The sequence below is a fragment of the Larkinella soli genome (assembly GCF_003703975.1).
In the GTDB taxonomy this organism is placed as follows: domain Bacteria; phylum Bacteroidota; class Bacteroidia; order Cytophagales; family Spirosomataceae; genus Larkinella; species Larkinella soli.
The window spans coordinates 80,009-94,864 of record NZ_QTJY01000008.1 but is presented as its reverse complement, the minus strand read 5'-3'; the positions used below and the strand labels follow the sequence as shown (position 1 = coordinate 94,864).

The window sequence follows — 14,856 nt, the reverse complement described above, 5'->3', positions numbered from 1 at the left end:
GCCTGCGTCCTGATCATGACGGCTAACGAGTTATACACTGCCATTCTCCGAAAAAAATCTTACCTCTGCGTCGGTCTGGATACGGATTTCCGCCGGGTGCCGTCTCACCTTCTGAACGAACCGGACCCCGTGGCCGCCTTCAACCGGCAGATCATCGAAGCCACGGCCGAATACGCCGTGGCCTATAAGCCCAATATCGCCTTCTACGAGGCCCGGGGTGCGAAAGGATGGGAAAGCCTCCAGAAAACGCTGGAATATATCCCCAAAGACTGCTTCACTATTGCCGACGCCAAGCGGGGCGACATCGGCAACACCTCCGGGCTGTATGCCCGCACGTTCTTCGACCCGGCTTCGTCGGGACTGGATTTCGACGCCGTGACGGTGGCTCCCTACATGGGGCATGATTCGGTGACCCCCTTCCTTGAATTTCCCGGAAAATGGGTCATCCTGCTGGCGCTGACCTCCAACCCCGGCAGCGCCGACTTCCAGCGCCTTCCGGCCGGAGAGGGGGAGTTGTACGAAACGGTCCTGCGGACGTCGCAGACCTGGGGCAGCCCGGATCAGCTCATGTATGTGGTCGGGGCGACGCAGGCCGACCAGCTGGCCCACATCCGCACCATCGTTCCGGATCATTTTCTGCTGGTGCCCGGCGTCGGTGCGCAGGGCGGCAGCCTGGCTGATGTCTCGAAATACGGGATGAACCGCCAATGCGGTCTGCTCGTCAATGCCTCCCGGAGTATCCTATACGCTTCGGACGGGACCGATTTTGCACGAAAAGCCGCCGAAGAGGCCCGGTCGCTCCAGCAGGAGATGGCTGCGTATCTCTAAACGGAAGCGGGGCAAAAAATCAAGGCCGCTCTGGCGGAAACGGTGTGACTTCTTCAGGGTGTTTTCATCTAAAGGAAACGGTTTGCCGCCGTAGCGAGCCGGCCACCCATAACGTCCTCCACTTGTGAGCAATCTGCTGTCGCCCGCCCTGACGTCCGAAGACTTTCTGTATTTTCTCTGGCAATTCCGGTATTTCCGGCACATCGGTCTTCGGACGACGCAGGGAGAGCGCATCCGGGTGGTGCATCCCGGCTTTCGAAATCCCGACTCCGGGCCGGATTTCACCAACGCCCGCATCGTTCTGGGAGAGGTCGAATGGGTCGGGACGGTAGAAGCGCACATTCGGGCTTCCGACTGGCTCGTTCACCGGCATCAGTACGATCCGGCCTACGATAACGTCATTCTGCACATCGTCTGGGAAAACGCGACCCTGCCGATCCGGCGCCGGGACGGTTCGGTGATTCCGACGCTTTGCCTGAGCGACTATACGGACCCGTCGCTGCTGCTCCGGTACCGAAGCCTGATCGACGGCACCGGCCTGATTCCCTGTGCCGGGCGGCTTTCGCAGGTCGAGCCGCTGCGTCGTATGTCCATGTTTGACAAGGTTCTGTTTGAACGGCTCGCCCGAAAAGCAGCCGAAGCGGAAGCCGTTTACCGATCCTCCGACTCTGACTGGGAAGAAACCGCCTACCGCCTGATGGCGCAGGCATTCGGCTTTCAGATCAATGCCGAGCCGTTTGCCCAGCTGACGCGCCTGGTGCCGCTCAAATTTCTGCTGAAACACCGGGATCAGCCGTTTCAGATGGAAGCGCTGCTGTTCGGGACGGCGGGTTTGCTGAGCGGGGAGCCGACCGACGATTACGAAATCACGCTGCTCCGGGAATACCGCTTTCTGGCCGCCAAATACCGGCTGACTGAAAAACGGCTTCCGGGTCATCTCTGGAAGTGGTCGAGGCTGCGTCCGGCCAATTTTCCAACGCTTCGTTTGGCCCAGTTCGTTGCCTTACTGGCCGGGAGAGGCAGCTTTTTCTCTCTGCTGATGGAAACCGATGCTCCGACCCTGCTCCGGCATCTTCAGGCAGCGCCTTCGGCGTACTGGCAGACCCATTACCGCTTCGGCCCCCCATCGGCCCGGGTGTCTTCCACCCTGGGTGAGACGGCGGCCCGGAGCCTGATCATCAATGCCGTCATTCCCCTGCTGATCGCCTATTCCTGTCAGAAGGGCCTGCCCGCCTACCGGGACCGTGCCGTCGCGCTTCTCGAAGAACTTCCGGCCGAACAAAATCGGATCACCGCCCTCTGGTCCGCCCTGCACGTTCCCCTCGCCAGCGCCTTCGACTCCCAGGCCGCCCTTGAACTCTACACCTCCTACTGCTGTCCTAAAAAATGCCTCTCCTGCCAGATCGGGCTGGAGATGGTGAAATGATGGAATTGTTGAATGACGGAATGGTTGAATGATTGAATGCGCTCCGCAATACTAAAAATGGCAGCGCACATTCAATCATTCAACCATTCCGTCATTCAACAATTTACTTAGATTCCACTGCTGGAGCCGCCGGTCGAGCCGGAGCCGGTGCGACGGGTGTAGTCATTGCCGGCATCGCTGTCGCGGTCGTCAGACCAGTTGGTCGACGAGGAGGAAGAGCCGGAACCCGTGCCGTAGCCGGTGTTGCCCGTCGAGCCTACGTCGTCGCGGAGGTTAGCCGGGTCATCGGAAGGGTTTCCGTACTGGCCGGAGTAGCTGGTGTCGCCACTGGTCCGTCGGGTCGATTCCGAGTACTCTTCCGTTCCTGAGCCGGTTACACCCGAGCGGCTGCTGCCCATGTTGCCCATATCGTTGCCGTAGTCACCCTCGCCGACGGTATCACGCATGCGGTTGCGCATGGTGTTGTTGTCGCTGTCGGTGTCCGATTCCATTTTGGCGCGTTCGTTGATGAAGGACTCCGCAATTTCGGTCAGCTTTTTGTCGGTGTCCTTTTCTTCCTGCAGACTCTGCTCGATCAGTTGCGCGGCCTCGTGGTATCCCAGCAGCCGGGCCAGCGAATGCAATGATCCGTAGGCGGCTATCTCATGGTGTTCCACTTTCTGGCCGGCGATGATCAGAGCCGCGTCGCGGGTAAGCGAACCGGAATCGGTTTCGGCAATCACCACATCACCGTCGTCGATCAGGCCGTCGGCCGCGTTGCAGGTTTTTTCGTCCGCATCCACACCCAGCTGGCTGAAGATCTGCTCGATCCGGCGAATCTGGTCCTGGGTTTGGGCACGGTGCATCTCGAAGGCATTGCGCACCACATCGGTGGTGGCCGCTTCGGCCATGTCCGGCAAATTATCGGCGATTTGTTTTTCGGCGTAGTAAATGCCTCTTAACTCGCTGAGGAACAGCTCACGGAGTGAGGTGTCCGTTTCATTCATTCCGAAGAATTTTGCTAATTGATCCGTGAACGAAGCCATAACAGTGTGAGATTAATGGGTTGATGATTGGTTTTGCATCCACCCTTTCCCAAATGCCATACCAGGCTGAACCGAACTTGAATGGCCGGCCGGGAAATACACAGGAAATTATTTAAAATGTTGTATACCAGAAGGTTACTTAATAAGAAAAAGGGAGAGCCTCGAAGCGAATGCCGCCTGGTGGAAAGGGAGTGTGTATATTCATCCTCAGTCCGGGAAGCCGATTCCTCGCGGACGCGTTTGCCCGGTTTCGGGGCAGCTTCAATTAACTGATTCAGCGGGCTGGGAGGAGGGCAGATACACCTGGAAAGTAGCACCCCGACCGGGGCTGCTTTCTGCCCAGATATAGCCTTTGTGGTTCTCCATCACCTTTTTACAGATGGCCAGCCCGATGCCGGTACCGCTGTACTGACTGCGGCCATGCAGGCGCTGGAACAACTGGAAAATCCGGTCCATATGCTTCGCGTCGAAGCCGATGCCGTTGTCCGATATACTGATTTCGTAGAACGGGCGGCTCAGGTCGGAATGAGCTACTTCCGGAATGTCTTTCCCCGTAACGGCCCGGCAGTCGATTTTAATACGGGGGATCGTATCGCCGTGCTGAAATTTGAGGGCGTTGCTCAGCAGGTTCTGGAACAACTGGCGCAGTTGGGTCGGATCGCCGTTGACTTCGGGCAGGGAGGGTCTTTCGATGACGGCCGATTTCTCCCGAACGGTCATTTCCAGGTCGTTCAGCACTTCGTCCAGTAGCTTGTTGAGCGACAATCGCCGGAGCGGTTCGCGGTGGGTCGAAATCCGGGAATAGGTCAGCAGGTCTTTGATCAGCCCGGACATCCGCCCGGAAGCCTGCTGCATCCGGCTTAAAATATCGAGAGCCCGTTCGTCGAGGGTCTGGCCGTAGTGGTTCTGCAGAATGTCGGCGAACGACTGAATTTTCCGGAGCGGCTCCTGCAGGTCGTGAGAGGCCACGTAGGCAAACTGCTGAAGGTTTTCATTGGAACTCTTCAATTCCTGGTTGCGGTGTTCGAGTTCCTCCTGCGAATGCCGCAGGTTCGAAACATCCGTGCAGGTGACCACGACCCCGTCGCCGAACTGGCTGATCGAACAGTCGATCCAGACGTCTTTCCGGGCCATGTGGTATTCCTTCCTGAGGGACTGGCCCGACAGCACCACCTCCCTGAACTCCGGATACAGTTGTCCCAGAAAACCGTAGGGGTCCAGATCCCGGATCGCCGTGGTCAGGAGTTCATCCCGGCTGAAACCCGTGAGCCGGCCCGACTCTTCGTTGCAGAGGATGGTCTGGAAGTCGGTGATCTCGTTTTCTTCATCCCGGATGGCCTGGCAGAGCAGAATTCCGCTATGGACCGTATCCATTACCTTATTGACCAGGGCGGCCTGTTCCTGCCGGGCGATTTCGACGGTCTTCGTATGGGTGATATCGCTGTAAGTCAGGGCGATACCTTCATCGCTGTAGCGGGTGACCAGCACACTCAGCCAGAGATTTTCGCCCTGGAAATACTGTTCCATATGAAGGGGTTTCCCGGTATTCATCACGTCCAGCAGCCGGCGGCAGAAGGAGAGGGAGGGTTCGCTGCGGTAGATGCTCAGCATCGATTTGCCCAGCAGTTCCTCGCGGGTCAGGCCCGAAAGCACGACCCCCCGGTTGTTGACCAGCACCGTCTGCAGATCGACGGCTCGTCCGTCCGGGTCCCGGATGGCCTGCATGAGGGTAATGCCGTTGGCCGAGCTGTTCAGGGCCAGGTTGAAAAGGTCGGCCTGTTCCTGAAGCGTCTGGGCTGCGTGCTTGCGCTCCGTAATATCGTTGTAGGACATCACCAGTCCGTCTTCCAGCTTCACGGCCGAAATATCGAGCCAGGTGGCCCGCCGACGGCCCGGCAGCAGGTGGGTGACCTCGAACCGGATGGCTTCGCCCGATTCGACCACCTGTCGGTACTGATCGAAAACCGCATCCCTCGGCAGGTTGGAAAACAATTCGGTGAGCCGGCGGCCCAACAACTCCTTCGACGGAATGCCCAGGTCCTTCTCGGCGGATTTATTGAGGGCCATCAGACGGAAATCATACACCTCACCCTGCTCGTTGCGGAGGCTCTGATATACCATGACTCCATTCTGGGAACAGTCCAGAACGCCCTGCAACAGGCCCAGCGGCAAAGCAGATGGTGAAGCTTTAGACATATCCCTGCAAATATCAATCCCCTGACGTAAGTAAAGCTACACTTTTTTAGCGAGCGTCGGTGTGAGATTATCCGACAGGATGCGGAATCTGGCGCAATCAGGAGTTCCGGATCAGACCGACCCCCGCTCCGAAAAAGACGAGGCCGACCAGAAACGGAGCCAGCGATTCCCACTTGTTGATGCTCATGCCCAGTAGCGGTTTGGCGTCCGACAGAAAAGCCACACAGGCGAACAGGACGACGATCGTTCCGAGAATGGTGAGGGTGGCGCCGAAAAAACGACGAAAGTTATTGTTGTCCATAGAAGCTTACTTCATTTTTTATCGAGTTCCTTAACGGGTTCCAATCCCATTTTACGGCCTTCCTCCACCATGAAAGGGTAGGCGGCTTCCAGCGTATTGGCCACCGTTCCTTCCAGAATGGCCTCCCGGATGACGATTTTGATCTGCCCTACCTCTTTGGATGGCTTCAGGCCGAAGGTTTCCATGATCATTTCTCCGGTGATGACGGGCTGAAAGTTTCGCAGTTTATCGCGTTCCTCCAGATCGTGCAGCTTGCGCTCCACCCGGTCGAAATTGGCCAGGTGTTTCTTGACCCGGTCGTAGTTCTTGGATGTTATGTCGGCCCGGCAGAGCATCAGCAGGGCCTCCAAATCCTCACCGGCTTCGACCAGCAGCCGTCGCAGGGCCGAGTCGGTGATCTGCTCCTTCACCAGCGCAATGGGGCGGAGGTGAAGCCGGACGAGCTTTTTCACAAACCGCATCTTTTCGTTGAGCGGCAGCTTCATGGTCCGGAAAATACCGGGCACCATTCGCGCCCCGAGGTCTTCGTGGCCGTGGAAGGTCCAGCCGACCTTCGGGTCGAAGCGTTTGGTCGCCGGTTTGGCGATATCGTGCAGGATGGCGGCCCAGCGGAGCCACAGGTCGTCGGAACGGTCGGCTACGTTGTCCAGCACCTGGAGCGTATGGTAAAAGTTATCCTTGTGCCCTTTCCCTTCGATCATCTCCACCCCCTTCAGCACCACCAGTTCGGGAAAAATGATCTCCAGCAACCCCGCGTGATAAAGCAGTTTAAAGCCGTAGGAGGGCTTGGGCGACAGGATGATCTTGTTCAGCTCGTCGGTGATACGTTCCCGCGAAACGATGCCGATGCGGTCTTTCATCCGGACGATGGCGTCGAACGTGTCCGGTTCGATGTCGAAGAAAAGCTGCGAGGCAAACCGGATGGCGCGCATCATCCGGAGCGGGTCGTCGGAGAAGGTAATGGCCGGGTCGAGGGGAGTCCGAAGGATCATCTTCCGGAGGTCTTCCTTCCCGCCGAACGGGTCGATCAGCGCCCCGAAATCGTCGGCGTTCAGGCTGATGCCCATGGCGTTGATCGTAAAATCCCTGCGGTTCTGATCGTCTTCCAGCGTACCGTCCTCCACAATGGGTTTGCGGGATTCCGCCCGGTACGACTCCCGGCGCGCCCCGACGAACTCCACTTCCCAGTCTCCCGACCGCAGCATGGCGGTTCCGAAGTTCCGGAAAACCGTCACCGGCGTTTCCAGTTCCCGACCGACGGCTTCAGCCAGGTCGATGCCGCTGCCGATGCAGACCACGTCGATGTCCTTCGAGGAGCGTCGCAGAATCAGGTCCCGCACAAAACCGCCGATGACGAAAGCCCGCACGTTCAGTACGGCCGCCTGTCGGGCGATGGTTTCAAAAACGGGGTTGCTATGTAAAATTTCCGTGAAATTCATTTTCGTAAAAACGCCACTTCCCCCTTGGGTCCCAGTTCCAGGATGCGGGGCAACTGAATTTTCTGCGGCAGTTCGCCCCAGCCGACCGGCGGTTTGGCCAGCCCGACCGGCCACTCGCTGTCTTCGAAAGGCAGCGCCAAAATACCCCGGCCGAAGGCGCCGATGAGTTTCCGGACCGGTTCGCTCAGGGCTTTCCGGACCGGCACCTGGCTCCGGAAAGCCTCCGGCAGGTTGACGCCGTTGGAAAACAGGATGGTGACCGGCGTTTCGGCGAAATCGATTAAATTCCAGGCCACCTCCGGCACCGGGCGGACGTACAGGTTCAACTGGCCGCTATCGGTGATCAGCAGGGTCGGCAACGGGGCGGGAACCAGGTCTTTCCGGACATCCAGCAGCTGCTGAACGGCCTCGGCATGACCCGGGTCGCAGGCCAGGGAAACGCCGGTTTCATCGTAGAGCTGGACGAAACGGCCGAGCCGTAGTTCGGCCACAATATCGCGGGGGGTAGGTGTCATAGCTTTAATAACCGGCAAAGGTACGGCAAGTTTTGATAAGTTTGCTTTTGCAAAACGCCTGTTCCCATGCAAAAACGATTCCTGATTGCGCTCGGCCTTCTTTTAACGTATTCCTCCTTTGCTCAAAAGCCGGCGGCCGCGTCGAAAGAGAGCGTGGCGCTTTCCAAACTGTATATCATTCCCGATAAACGGTACATCATGCGGGGCGACGGCAAACCGTTCTTCTGGCTGGGGGATACGGCCTGGGAACTGTTTCACCGGCTGACACGGGAAGAAGCCGACCTCTACCTGAAAAACCGGGCCGCCAAAGGCTTCACCATCATTCAGGCGGTCATCCTGGCCGAACACGACGGCCTGACCAAACCCAACGCCTATGGCGCCCTGCCGTTAAAAAACAACGATCCCGCCCAGCCCAACGAAGCTTATTTCCAGCACGTCGACTGGGTCATCAACCGGGCCGCCGAACTGGGGCTGGTGGTCGGGCTGCTGCCGACCTGGGGGGATAAGTTCAATAAGAAATGGGGACAGGGGCCGGAAATTTTCAATACCGCCAACGCCCGGACGTTCGGGGAGTATGTCGGCAGGCGGTATCGGAGCAAACCCGTTATCTGGATTCTGGGGGGCGACCGCAATCCCGAGGGCGAACAGCGGATGGCCACCATCCGGGGCATGGCCGAGGGTATTCATAAGGGCGACGGCGGCACCAAGCTGATGACCTACCACCCGCAGGGGGACAGCAACTCGTCGGGTTTCTTTCATAGCGACAAGTGGTTGAACATCAATATGTTTCAGTCGGGGCACTCGGCGAAGGACAAAAAGAATTACGTCCTCCAGCGGCAGAACTACAGCATGTTTCCGCCCAAACCGACCCTCGACGGCGAACCCCGGTACGAAGACCATCCGGTAGCGCACAAACCCGCACAGGGCTATTTCGACGATTTCGACGTCCGGCAGGCGGCCTGGTGGGCGGTCCTGTCCGGCGGCTGCGGCCATACCTACGGCGACCACAACATCTGGCAGTTCTACGATCCCGACCGCAACCCGCCGATCTCCTCCGCCCGAACCTCCTGGAAGCGGGCCCTCGACCATCCCGGCGCGTTTCAGATGGGCTACGTCCGCCGGCTGTACGAATCGCATCCCTGGACCCGCCTGATGCCCGACGAACGGCTGATCCTGAACCCGAACCCCGACGACGGAACCCACCAGGTTGCCGCCATTTCGGAGGACGACAACTTTCTGATGGCCTATACGCCCAACGGCCGCCCGCTGACCATCGACCTGAGTCGGCTTCGGGCCGCCCCGCAGTTGCTGGCCTACTGGTATAACCCGCGCGACGGCCGGTCGCTCCGGATTGGGGAGTTTCCGAATACCGGCCAGCAGGAGTTCAAACCCGCCATCGCCGGCCCGACCACCGACTGGGTACTGGTCGTGGACGACGCGAAAGCTCCCTGGGCGGGATTCGGCCTGAAGAAATAAGGATTATTTGAGTTTCCAGAGCACTTCGGCGCTCACCCAGTAAATGTCTTCCAGCCCGTTCTGCACCCCGTTCAGTCGGCGGTGGAGCGTTTCGGCCGTCCATCGCTGCGGGGGCGCAGGGGCCGACCGTTTGCTGGCGAAGAAGAACCATTTGCCGTCGGGAGACACATAAGGGCAGTAGTCGATCTGGCTGGAGTTGAGCGGTTCGGGGAGCAATCTGGCCGGTTGCCAGCGGCCGTCGGGGTCCCGGAAACTGATGTAGAGATCACCGCGCCCGAGGCCCTCCGGCCGACCGTAGGCCGTGTAAATCAGGAACCGTTCGGCCGGGTCGACGAAGGCGTTGAACTCGTAGCCTTTCGAGTTGACGGTTTCGGGCAGAATCTGCGGTTTGCCGTACCGGCCGTTCTCCGGCCGGCTGACGTAGAGGTCCTCCTGACCGGTTCCGCCCTCGTAGGCGGCCGTGAAGTAAAGGTTGCCGCTGGTGGCCAGGCTCGGGTAATATTCATCCCTGTCGGTATTGACGGGGCCGTCGAGCCGGACGGGTTCCTGCCAGATGCCGTTTTGCCGGTCGACGTACCAGATGTCGAAGTCTCTGGCCCCGGCTCCGGCGGTTTTAGGCCGGTTGGAGGAAAAATACAGCCGGCTTCCATCCGGGGTCAGAAAGGGCTCGATGTCGCGGTAACGGCCCGAAAAGGGCGCCACTTCCGGGGCCGTCCAGCGGCCGTTGCGCTTTTGGGTGAACAGGATGACGCTGAGGTCGCCGGCCGGTCCCTGAACGGTGAAAAAGAGTTCGTCCAGCCGCCTGGAAATCGCCATGTCCCGTTCCATGTAAGGGCCGGAAATGAAACCGGGTGCGAACAGTCCGGGAACGTCGGTCGGCGGGTCGGCGGTCAGCAGGTCAGGGATCTGGGCCGAAACGGCATGGCAGATCAGCCAGACCGGAATCAGGAAACGGTGGCGCATGGAGGCTCGATGGTAAAACTTTGCGATCTTTCGGGCGTTACTACGGAAAGGAAAACCTTCCTTCGAACTATTCAGAAGTGGCAGAGATGAACGCCGGGAAATATATAATCGCAATCGGACTCGTACTGATTCTGGTCGGGGTCGTCGTCTATTTTTTCGGCGACAAACTGACCTGGCTGGGCCGCCTTCCGGGCGACATCCGCATCGAAGGTAAAAACGGCGGGTTTTATTTCCCGATCGTCACCTGTTTGGTCATCAGCCTGCTGCTCAACCTGATCATTGTTTTGATCCGGAAGTTTTTTTAGGACTTTCCACGTCTTCAGCCGAGCGGCTCGAGGGATTTTCACTCAGGCTTTTAATGCTGAATTTCAGCTTGTTCATGTAAAAGACCTCCCGCGGGGGCGCCGACGATTTGTCATTGGAAATCTTCTGAAACCCACAGGCCAGAAAATGGCCGTCGTACCAGGCTTCCAGCTGATCGCTTTCCGAATAGACCACCTTTTCGGTTTCGGACAGTTTCTTCATCGAGAAGTTCTCCCGTTCCCGCAAAACCTTTCCGCCCTGAATCACTTCCGCATTGATTTCGCCTTCCTTCGGATAGGCCAGAATGGTGGCACTGCCTTCCCGCGTGACCTGCACCATGGGATGGAGATCGTAGCTGGTGAGGTCGGAAATGGGCAGGGAATTATCCCAGAGCAGCCGGCCTTTCTTGTCGAAACCGCAGAGGAAGGCGTGGGTATACCGGTACCCCTCCTGATACCGGTCGAAGGAGCGGACACTGCCCATGTAGGGGTAAAGCGTGCCCCGGTATTGCGGGTAATAGACCTCCGCGATCAGCATCAGCCCCTCGTCGGTCGGAACCAGGTCATGCACCAGCAGCCGGTACCGGAATTTCGTATCCTTTCCCTGATCCTTCCGGCGGGCCAGCTTATCCAGCATTTTCTGCTGGCGCCTGGGTTTCATGTAGTTGAAGAAGTTCTTCAGCTCCGAGAAGTCGATGTACCGGATGTCCTCGATGGGCGACACGCCGGGTGTTTCGTGGTTGCGGATGCGGGAGATGTAGACGCCCTGGGAGTAGGGGGTACAGTCGGTGGAGTAGTTTCCGACCAGCAGCGATTCCTCGTCGTTGAGAGGCAGCAGTTTACCGGAAATCAGGCTGTGGGTGTTGCCGTCGAGGTTGACCGTCCGGACCAGCTTGCCGTCGTAGGAGAAGGTCCGGATTGTGAACTCGCAGTTGCGCTGGTGGGTGGCATCGGTCATGACGTGCACCAGCCGCCGTTCCTCGTCCACCTCGATGTTGTTGAGCTGGATGTGATTGGTATAGATGCCGGGTAATACCTTGGAAGTCAGGTCGAAGAAGGAGAATGAAACCACCACGGGCCGGTTCCGGTAATACCCGCCGAGGTAGGCGATGTTGTCCAGCACCTTGAAGTGAAAGATGTCCATGGGCGTAACCAGATCGCCCCTGAAGGTTTCCATGGCGCCGTCGTGGAGGTTGACGCGCAGCACCGAGATTTTGCTGTTGTCGTGTTCTTTGAAGAGCCAGTACAGATAATGTTCGGTGCGGCAGGAGCGGACGGCGTCGTAATAATTATCGATTTTATAGTCGTTCGACCAGAGGGGTTTCAGGTCGATATCGTACCGTTTGAAGGAGAATTTGGTCGGCTCGGAGGTATAGTAATCCCCCTGCCGGACGGTCAGCAGCACCCCGCGTTGGCCGAGGGGCGTCACATCGAATGATTCATCCGTATTCTGATTGACAGGAAATTCGAGCCGGACGGACGGTTCCAGTTGGGCCAGAACCGGGCCGGCCATCAACAGCCAACACCACAACCCTATCGCGAGACGTTTCAACATGAAGAAAACCCATTTACTTATGGGGAAAGTTACACATTCTGCGAGTCTTGTCAAACGGAAGGCGAAATTTTGACAGGCTTTCGACGGAGAGCTACAAGTTTGGGAAAATTGGTTTCGAAGTAGAAATCCTGTTACTTATTGTATGGTAATCCGTCAAATAACGGACAATGATCTTTCCGTTATTTGTGTTACTTCAATGGGACAAATTCTGCTTGATCAACTCTCCGCAATTCATCCCCTGACCCCTGATGCCGTTCTTGAACTTAACAATCGTATCCTTTTCCAAAAACTGCCTGCGGGTACAAAACTTCCGGCACAGGAAGAAAGGACTCCGAGGGTTTACTTCATTGGTTGCGGTTTAGTGCGTGTTTATTCCTGGAAAAAGGAAAAAGAGGTGACTCTCTGGCTGGCCCATGAAAATGATTTGGCGTTTACGACAGATTGCCTGTTCCTGAAGAGGGAATCGCTGGTCAGGATTGAACTTCTGGAGCCATCCGAAATATACTCACTCTCGGTTGTCGAACTGGAAATGCTTTATGAACGCTTTCCGGAAATTAATGCCATTGCCCGGGTTGTGTTGCAAAGGCATCTATTTGCAAGAGAAAACCTGAAAGGACTGTTAAGACATGCTTCCGCTGAAGAAAGAGTAGAAGAATTCAGGAAATCAAATCCGGAATTGTGGAAAAGGACTCAGAATCAATATATCGCTTCCTACCTCGGCATTAACCCGGCAACCTTGAGCAGAATTCTGAAAAAAACAGGCCAAAAAATAATCAACCTGCTTTCAGGCTTCCTTATTTTCAGGAAAGGAGGCTTTTCCATTCTTCCTGGATTTTTGATTTCAGTGTTTTCCTTTTTTGACAATTGTCAAGTAAGAAAAATAAAAACCGTCGTTCCTTTGTGCATACAATTAAAAGACTGACTATTTAACTTTTTTGTCCTTTAATTTTAACTGCCTTTGGGAATGAAGACTATTTTACGATTTGGTGTACCTCTTTTTATTACCATTTTCCTATCCTGCCGGAAAGAAAATGGGAGTATTGACCCTTTACACTCCTCCGGCTTCAAACCCGAAACTGGTGTAGAGCAAGTCCGGAAGGTGGATGGACGGCTTCATTTTTCGGACCGAGAAGGGTTCGAAGCGTATATGCTTGGCCTTAATCAGCGTCCTGCCGGCATTCCGGAAGAGCGTTTTCTTCATTTAAAGGAGGAAGCCCTTGGCTTTCAGTCTTACCGAACTTCTAATAAACAGCCCGGCGCTCGTCGGAATGGCCAGGACTGCCTTATTGAGGATGAGCATCTGGCGTCGGTTCTGAATCCGGATGGCGTCATTCAAATCGGTTCCTGGATCATGAAGGTTAATCTATGCGAACAAAAAGTGTTCGTGCTTAACCAGAATGAAGCAACGCCGGAATTGTTGGATCGAATGGCTCAGAGAGTTCCGCAGCATGAAAAAATTCGATTCTACTCTACCGATCAGGAAGTACTGGACCTTTTAGAAGCCGGAGTACCCGGTAATCGGACGGCAAGAATCTGCTTCAGTGAAAGCGGAGCCCCTGAAAAAGGAGCAGATGCCACCGGGTTTTTTACAGGTGATACGCGAATGGATTGCAAGCTGCGGTATCAAAAAGCAGGTATATGATTTGCTTTAGTTGCAAAAGCCCAGTCTCAGCATCGATCCGCTGGTATCTGGTGGGCAACCAGTACGACTATGGGAGGTGACTGGTATGCCATGTATGAACCTAAATGCAAAGGCGAGGTAGTCCGCCAGCAATCGGCGAATAGCAATTTTGTCAGCCATAATGACTGGGTTTATCGGCCGTATGAGTCGACCACCGCCTTGCGCCGATTCAAACTTCGGACTACCTTTTATAATTATACCTGGAATTTCAGAACCCAGACCCTTGAAATCAACCATGGTTATTAGAACAAAGCGCGGAATTCCGGCAATGGACAAAACCCTTAACCTTTTGAGGGTTTTGTCCATACTTCTCCTGATAGGTTTTCCGGGCAACCCGGCTTCCGCGCAGAAACGACTGTCTATAAAGCCGACAGTGGGTATGCAGGCGGTTTTTTCCGATTTTACAATCCGGCCTCTCTATTCAACTCAAAGCCGGCTGGGAAGGGCCTTCGACGGTTCCAGTGACTTCTGGAGTTGTCTGATTCAGTATGAAGTTAACCCAAAGGTCAGGCTAGCCGCCGGTATCAGCGAAAGCGACCTGAGTTTAGGGTACCGAATAACGACCCCAACCTCCGCCGTACGGCAGGTTACCTTGGCACCTCTGCTTCAGTTTCCTTTGAAAGCCGATCTGCTTTTGAAGGAAAACATCCGGGTTGGACGACTAGACCCGATAGGAAACCACTTCGCCATGATTTTCAATTGGTACGCAACCGCCGGAGTTTCCCTTGACTGGTTCCGATTTGATAACTTCGAAGGAGCCGTTTTGTCCGCAGGAATCAATGACCCCCGGCTGGATCGGGTCGAAGTTAGTGAGCGGCTTCCGAATGTCGTCAGGCGGCTCGGGGCCTCGGTTCAGGCCGGATTTGGGTTTCAGTTCAAAAATCGGGATAAAGACCGGATCGATATTCAGATCGTGTATTCGAAGGGCTTGCAGAAAATGGTTCTAATGGATGTCGATTTTAAAGTGAATGGAAGCGCTTCCGCTCTACAGACCGCGGCCAGAGGTTCGGCTTTTCGGCTTACCTTATCTTACCCGATCCGGTTAGGAAAAAGAGTCGAACGTCCTGCTGAGTGAGAACCGTTCAGACGCCTTCCTGACCACCATTTTTTTCGGTAATCGCATTCCGGCTCAAAAGGCCGGTTTTTGAT

General features: G+C 56.2%; 14 protein-coding genes. 7 read left to right on the top strand and 7 right to left on the bottom strand.

Going from position 1 to position 14,856, the window contains the following annotated elements; all coding sequences use genetic code 11:
* Nucleotides 1-15 precede the first annotated feature (15 nt).
* Both pyrF and DX909_RS15530 read left to right on the top strand, forming a co-directional pair.
* Nucleotides 16-828: an orotidine-5'-phosphate decarboxylase gene (pyrF, locus tag DX909_RS15535; protein WP_128546270.1), complete on the top strand. Its 813-nt coding sequence runs from the start codon at nt 16-18 to the stop codon at nt 826-828.
* Nucleotides 829-952: 124 nt separating this feature from the next.
* The gene (locus DX909_RS15530; RefSeq protein WP_229311058.1) at nt 953-2,254 is read left to right on the top strand and encodes a DUF2851 family protein; all 1,302 of its coding nucleotides are present in this window, start codon (nt 953-955) and stop codon (nt 2,252-2,254) included.
* Nucleotides 2,255-2,361: 107 nt separating this feature from the next.
* Here the strand turns inward: DX909_RS15530 and DX909_RS15525 are convergent, their stop codons facing one another.
* From DX909_RS15525 to DX909_RS15505, 5 genes are all read right to left on the bottom strand, one after another.
* A complete protein-coding gene (locus tag DX909_RS15525; RefSeq protein WP_229311057.1) occupies nt 2,362-3,240 on the bottom strand; it encodes a YciE/YciF ferroxidase family protein in 879 nt (292 codons plus the stop codon).
* Nucleotides 3,241-3,540: 300 nt separating this feature from the next.
* Entirely contained in the window at nt 3,541-5,475 is a 1,935-nt protein-coding gene (locus DX909_RS15520) for an ATP-binding protein (RefSeq protein ID WP_128546110.1), read from the bottom strand.
* Nucleotides 5,476-5,572: 97 nt separating this feature from the next.
* Nucleotides 5,573-5,776: a hypothetical protein gene (locus DX909_RS15515; protein ID WP_128546109.1), complete on the bottom strand. Its 204-nt coding sequence runs from the start codon at nt 5,774-5,776 to the stop codon at nt 5,573-5,575.
* 11 nt (nt 5,777-5,787) lie between these two features.
* Entirely contained in the window at nt 5,788-7,215 is a 1,428-nt protein-coding gene (locus DX909_RS15510; protein WP_128546108.1) for a CCA tRNA nucleotidyltransferase, read from the bottom strand.
* Nucleotides 7,212-7,730, bottom strand: coding sequence for a Sua5/YciO/YrdC/YwlC family protein (locus tag DX909_RS15505; RefSeq protein ID WP_128546107.1), 519 nt, complete (start codon nt 7,728-7,730; stop codon nt 7,212-7,214). Before DX909_RS15505 ends, DX909_RS15510 begins: the two co-directional genes overlap by 4 nt.
* A gap of 66 nt (nt 7,731-7,796) precedes the next feature.
* On the opposite strand from DX909_RS15505, the gene DX909_RS15500 reads away from it, so the two are divergent.
* Complete coding sequence (locus DX909_RS15500; RefSeq protein ID WP_206513010.1) at nt 7,797-9,206, top strand: glycoside hydrolase family 140 protein; 1,410 nt, start codon at nt 7,797-7,799, stop codon at nt 9,204-9,206.
* A gap of 3 nt (nt 9,207-9,209) precedes the next feature.
* Here DX909_RS15500 and DX909_RS15495 read toward each other — a convergent pair whose 3' ends face one another.
* Nucleotides 9,210-10,169 carry a TolB family protein gene (locus DX909_RS15495; RefSeq protein WP_128546106.1) on the bottom strand — a complete coding sequence of 320 codons (960 nt, stop codon included), beginning with the start codon at nt 10,167-10,169 and terminating at the stop codon, nt 9,210-9,212.
* Nucleotides 10,170-10,255: 86 nt separating this feature from the next.
* On the opposite strand from DX909_RS15495, the gene DX909_RS15490 reads away from it, so the two are divergent.
* Nucleotides 10,256-10,474 (top strand): DUF2905 domain-containing protein, encoded by a 219-nt coding sequence (locus DX909_RS15490; protein WP_128546266.1) that lies wholly within the window; start codon nt 10,256-10,258, stop codon nt 10,472-10,474.
* Here DX909_RS15490 and DX909_RS15485 read toward each other — a convergent pair.
* Nucleotides 10,446-12,026 carry a hypothetical protein gene (locus tag DX909_RS15485; RefSeq protein ID WP_229311056.1) on the bottom strand — a complete coding sequence of 527 codons (1,581 nt, stop codon included), beginning with the start codon at nt 12,024-12,026 and terminating at the stop codon, nt 10,446-10,448. The genes DX909_RS15490 and DX909_RS15485 overlap by 29 nt on opposite strands.
* Before the next feature lie 142 nt (nt 12,027-12,168).
* Between DX909_RS15485 and DX909_RS15480 the strand changes: the two genes are divergently transcribed.
* The 3 genes from DX909_RS15480 (at nt 12,169) to DX909_RS15470 (ending at nt 14,782) form a co-directional block, all read left to right on the top strand.
* Complete coding sequence (locus tag DX909_RS15480) at nt 12,169-12,948, top strand: Crp/Fnr family transcriptional regulator (protein WP_128546105.1); 780 nt, start codon at nt 12,169-12,171, stop codon at nt 12,946-12,948.
* 42 nt (nt 12,949-12,990) lie between these two features.
* Complete coding sequence (locus DX909_RS15475) at nt 12,991-13,668, top strand: hypothetical protein (RefSeq protein WP_128546104.1); 678 nt, start codon at nt 12,991-12,993, stop codon at nt 13,666-13,668.
* A gap of 262 nt (nt 13,669-13,930) precedes the next feature.
* On the top strand, nt 13,931-14,782 hold the full coding sequence (locus tag DX909_RS15470) for a hypothetical protein (RefSeq protein WP_128546103.1): 852 nt from the start codon (nt 13,931-13,933) through the stop codon (nt 14,780-14,782).
* Nucleotides 14,783-14,856: the final 74 nt, after the last annotated feature.

Coding starts and splice junctions, on each gene's coding strand:
- DX909_RS15510 (WP_128546108.1), bottom strand. CDS start 7,215: ATGAATTTCACGGAAATTTTACATAGCAACCCCGTTTTTGAAACCATC.
- DX909_RS15500 (WP_206513010.1), top strand. CDS start 7,797: ATGCAAAAACGATTCCTGATTGCGCTCGGCCTTCTTTTAACGTATTCC.
- pyrF (WP_128546270.1), top strand. CDS start 16: ATGACGGCTAACGAGTTATACACTGCCATTCTCCGAAAAAAATCTTAC.
- DX909_RS15485 (WP_229311056.1), bottom strand. CDS start 12,026: ATGTTGAAACGTCTCGCGATAGGGTTGTGGTGTTGGCTGTTGATGGCC.
- DX909_RS15505 (WP_128546107.1), bottom strand. CDS start 7,730: ATGACACCTACCCCCCGCGATATTGTGGCCGAACTACGGCTCGGCCGT.
- DX909_RS15495 (WP_128546106.1), bottom strand. CDS start 10,169: ATGCGCCACCGTTTCCTGATTCCGGTCTGGCTGATCTGCCATGCCGTT.
- DX909_RS15515 (WP_128546109.1), bottom strand. CDS start 5,776: ATGGACAACAATAACTTTCGTCGTTTTTTCGGCGCCACCCTCACCATT.
- DX909_RS15525 (WP_229311057.1), bottom strand. CDS start 3,240: ATGAATGAAACGGACACCTCACTCCGTGAGCTGTTCCTCAGCGAGTTA.
- DX909_RS15475 (WP_128546104.1), top strand. CDS start 12,991: ATGAAGACTATTTTACGATTTGGTGTACCTCTTTTTATTACCATTTTC.
- DX909_RS15490 (WP_128546266.1), top strand. CDS start 10,256: ATGAACGCCGGGAAATATATAATCGCAATCGGACTCGTACTGATTCTG.
- DX909_RS15480 (WP_128546105.1), top strand. CDS start 12,169: ATGGTAATCCGTCAAATAACGGACAATGATCTTTCCGTTATTTGTGTT.
- DX909_RS15520 (WP_128546110.1), bottom strand. CDS start 5,475: ATGTCTAAAGCTTCACCATCTGCTTTGCCGCTGGGCCTGTTGCAGGGC.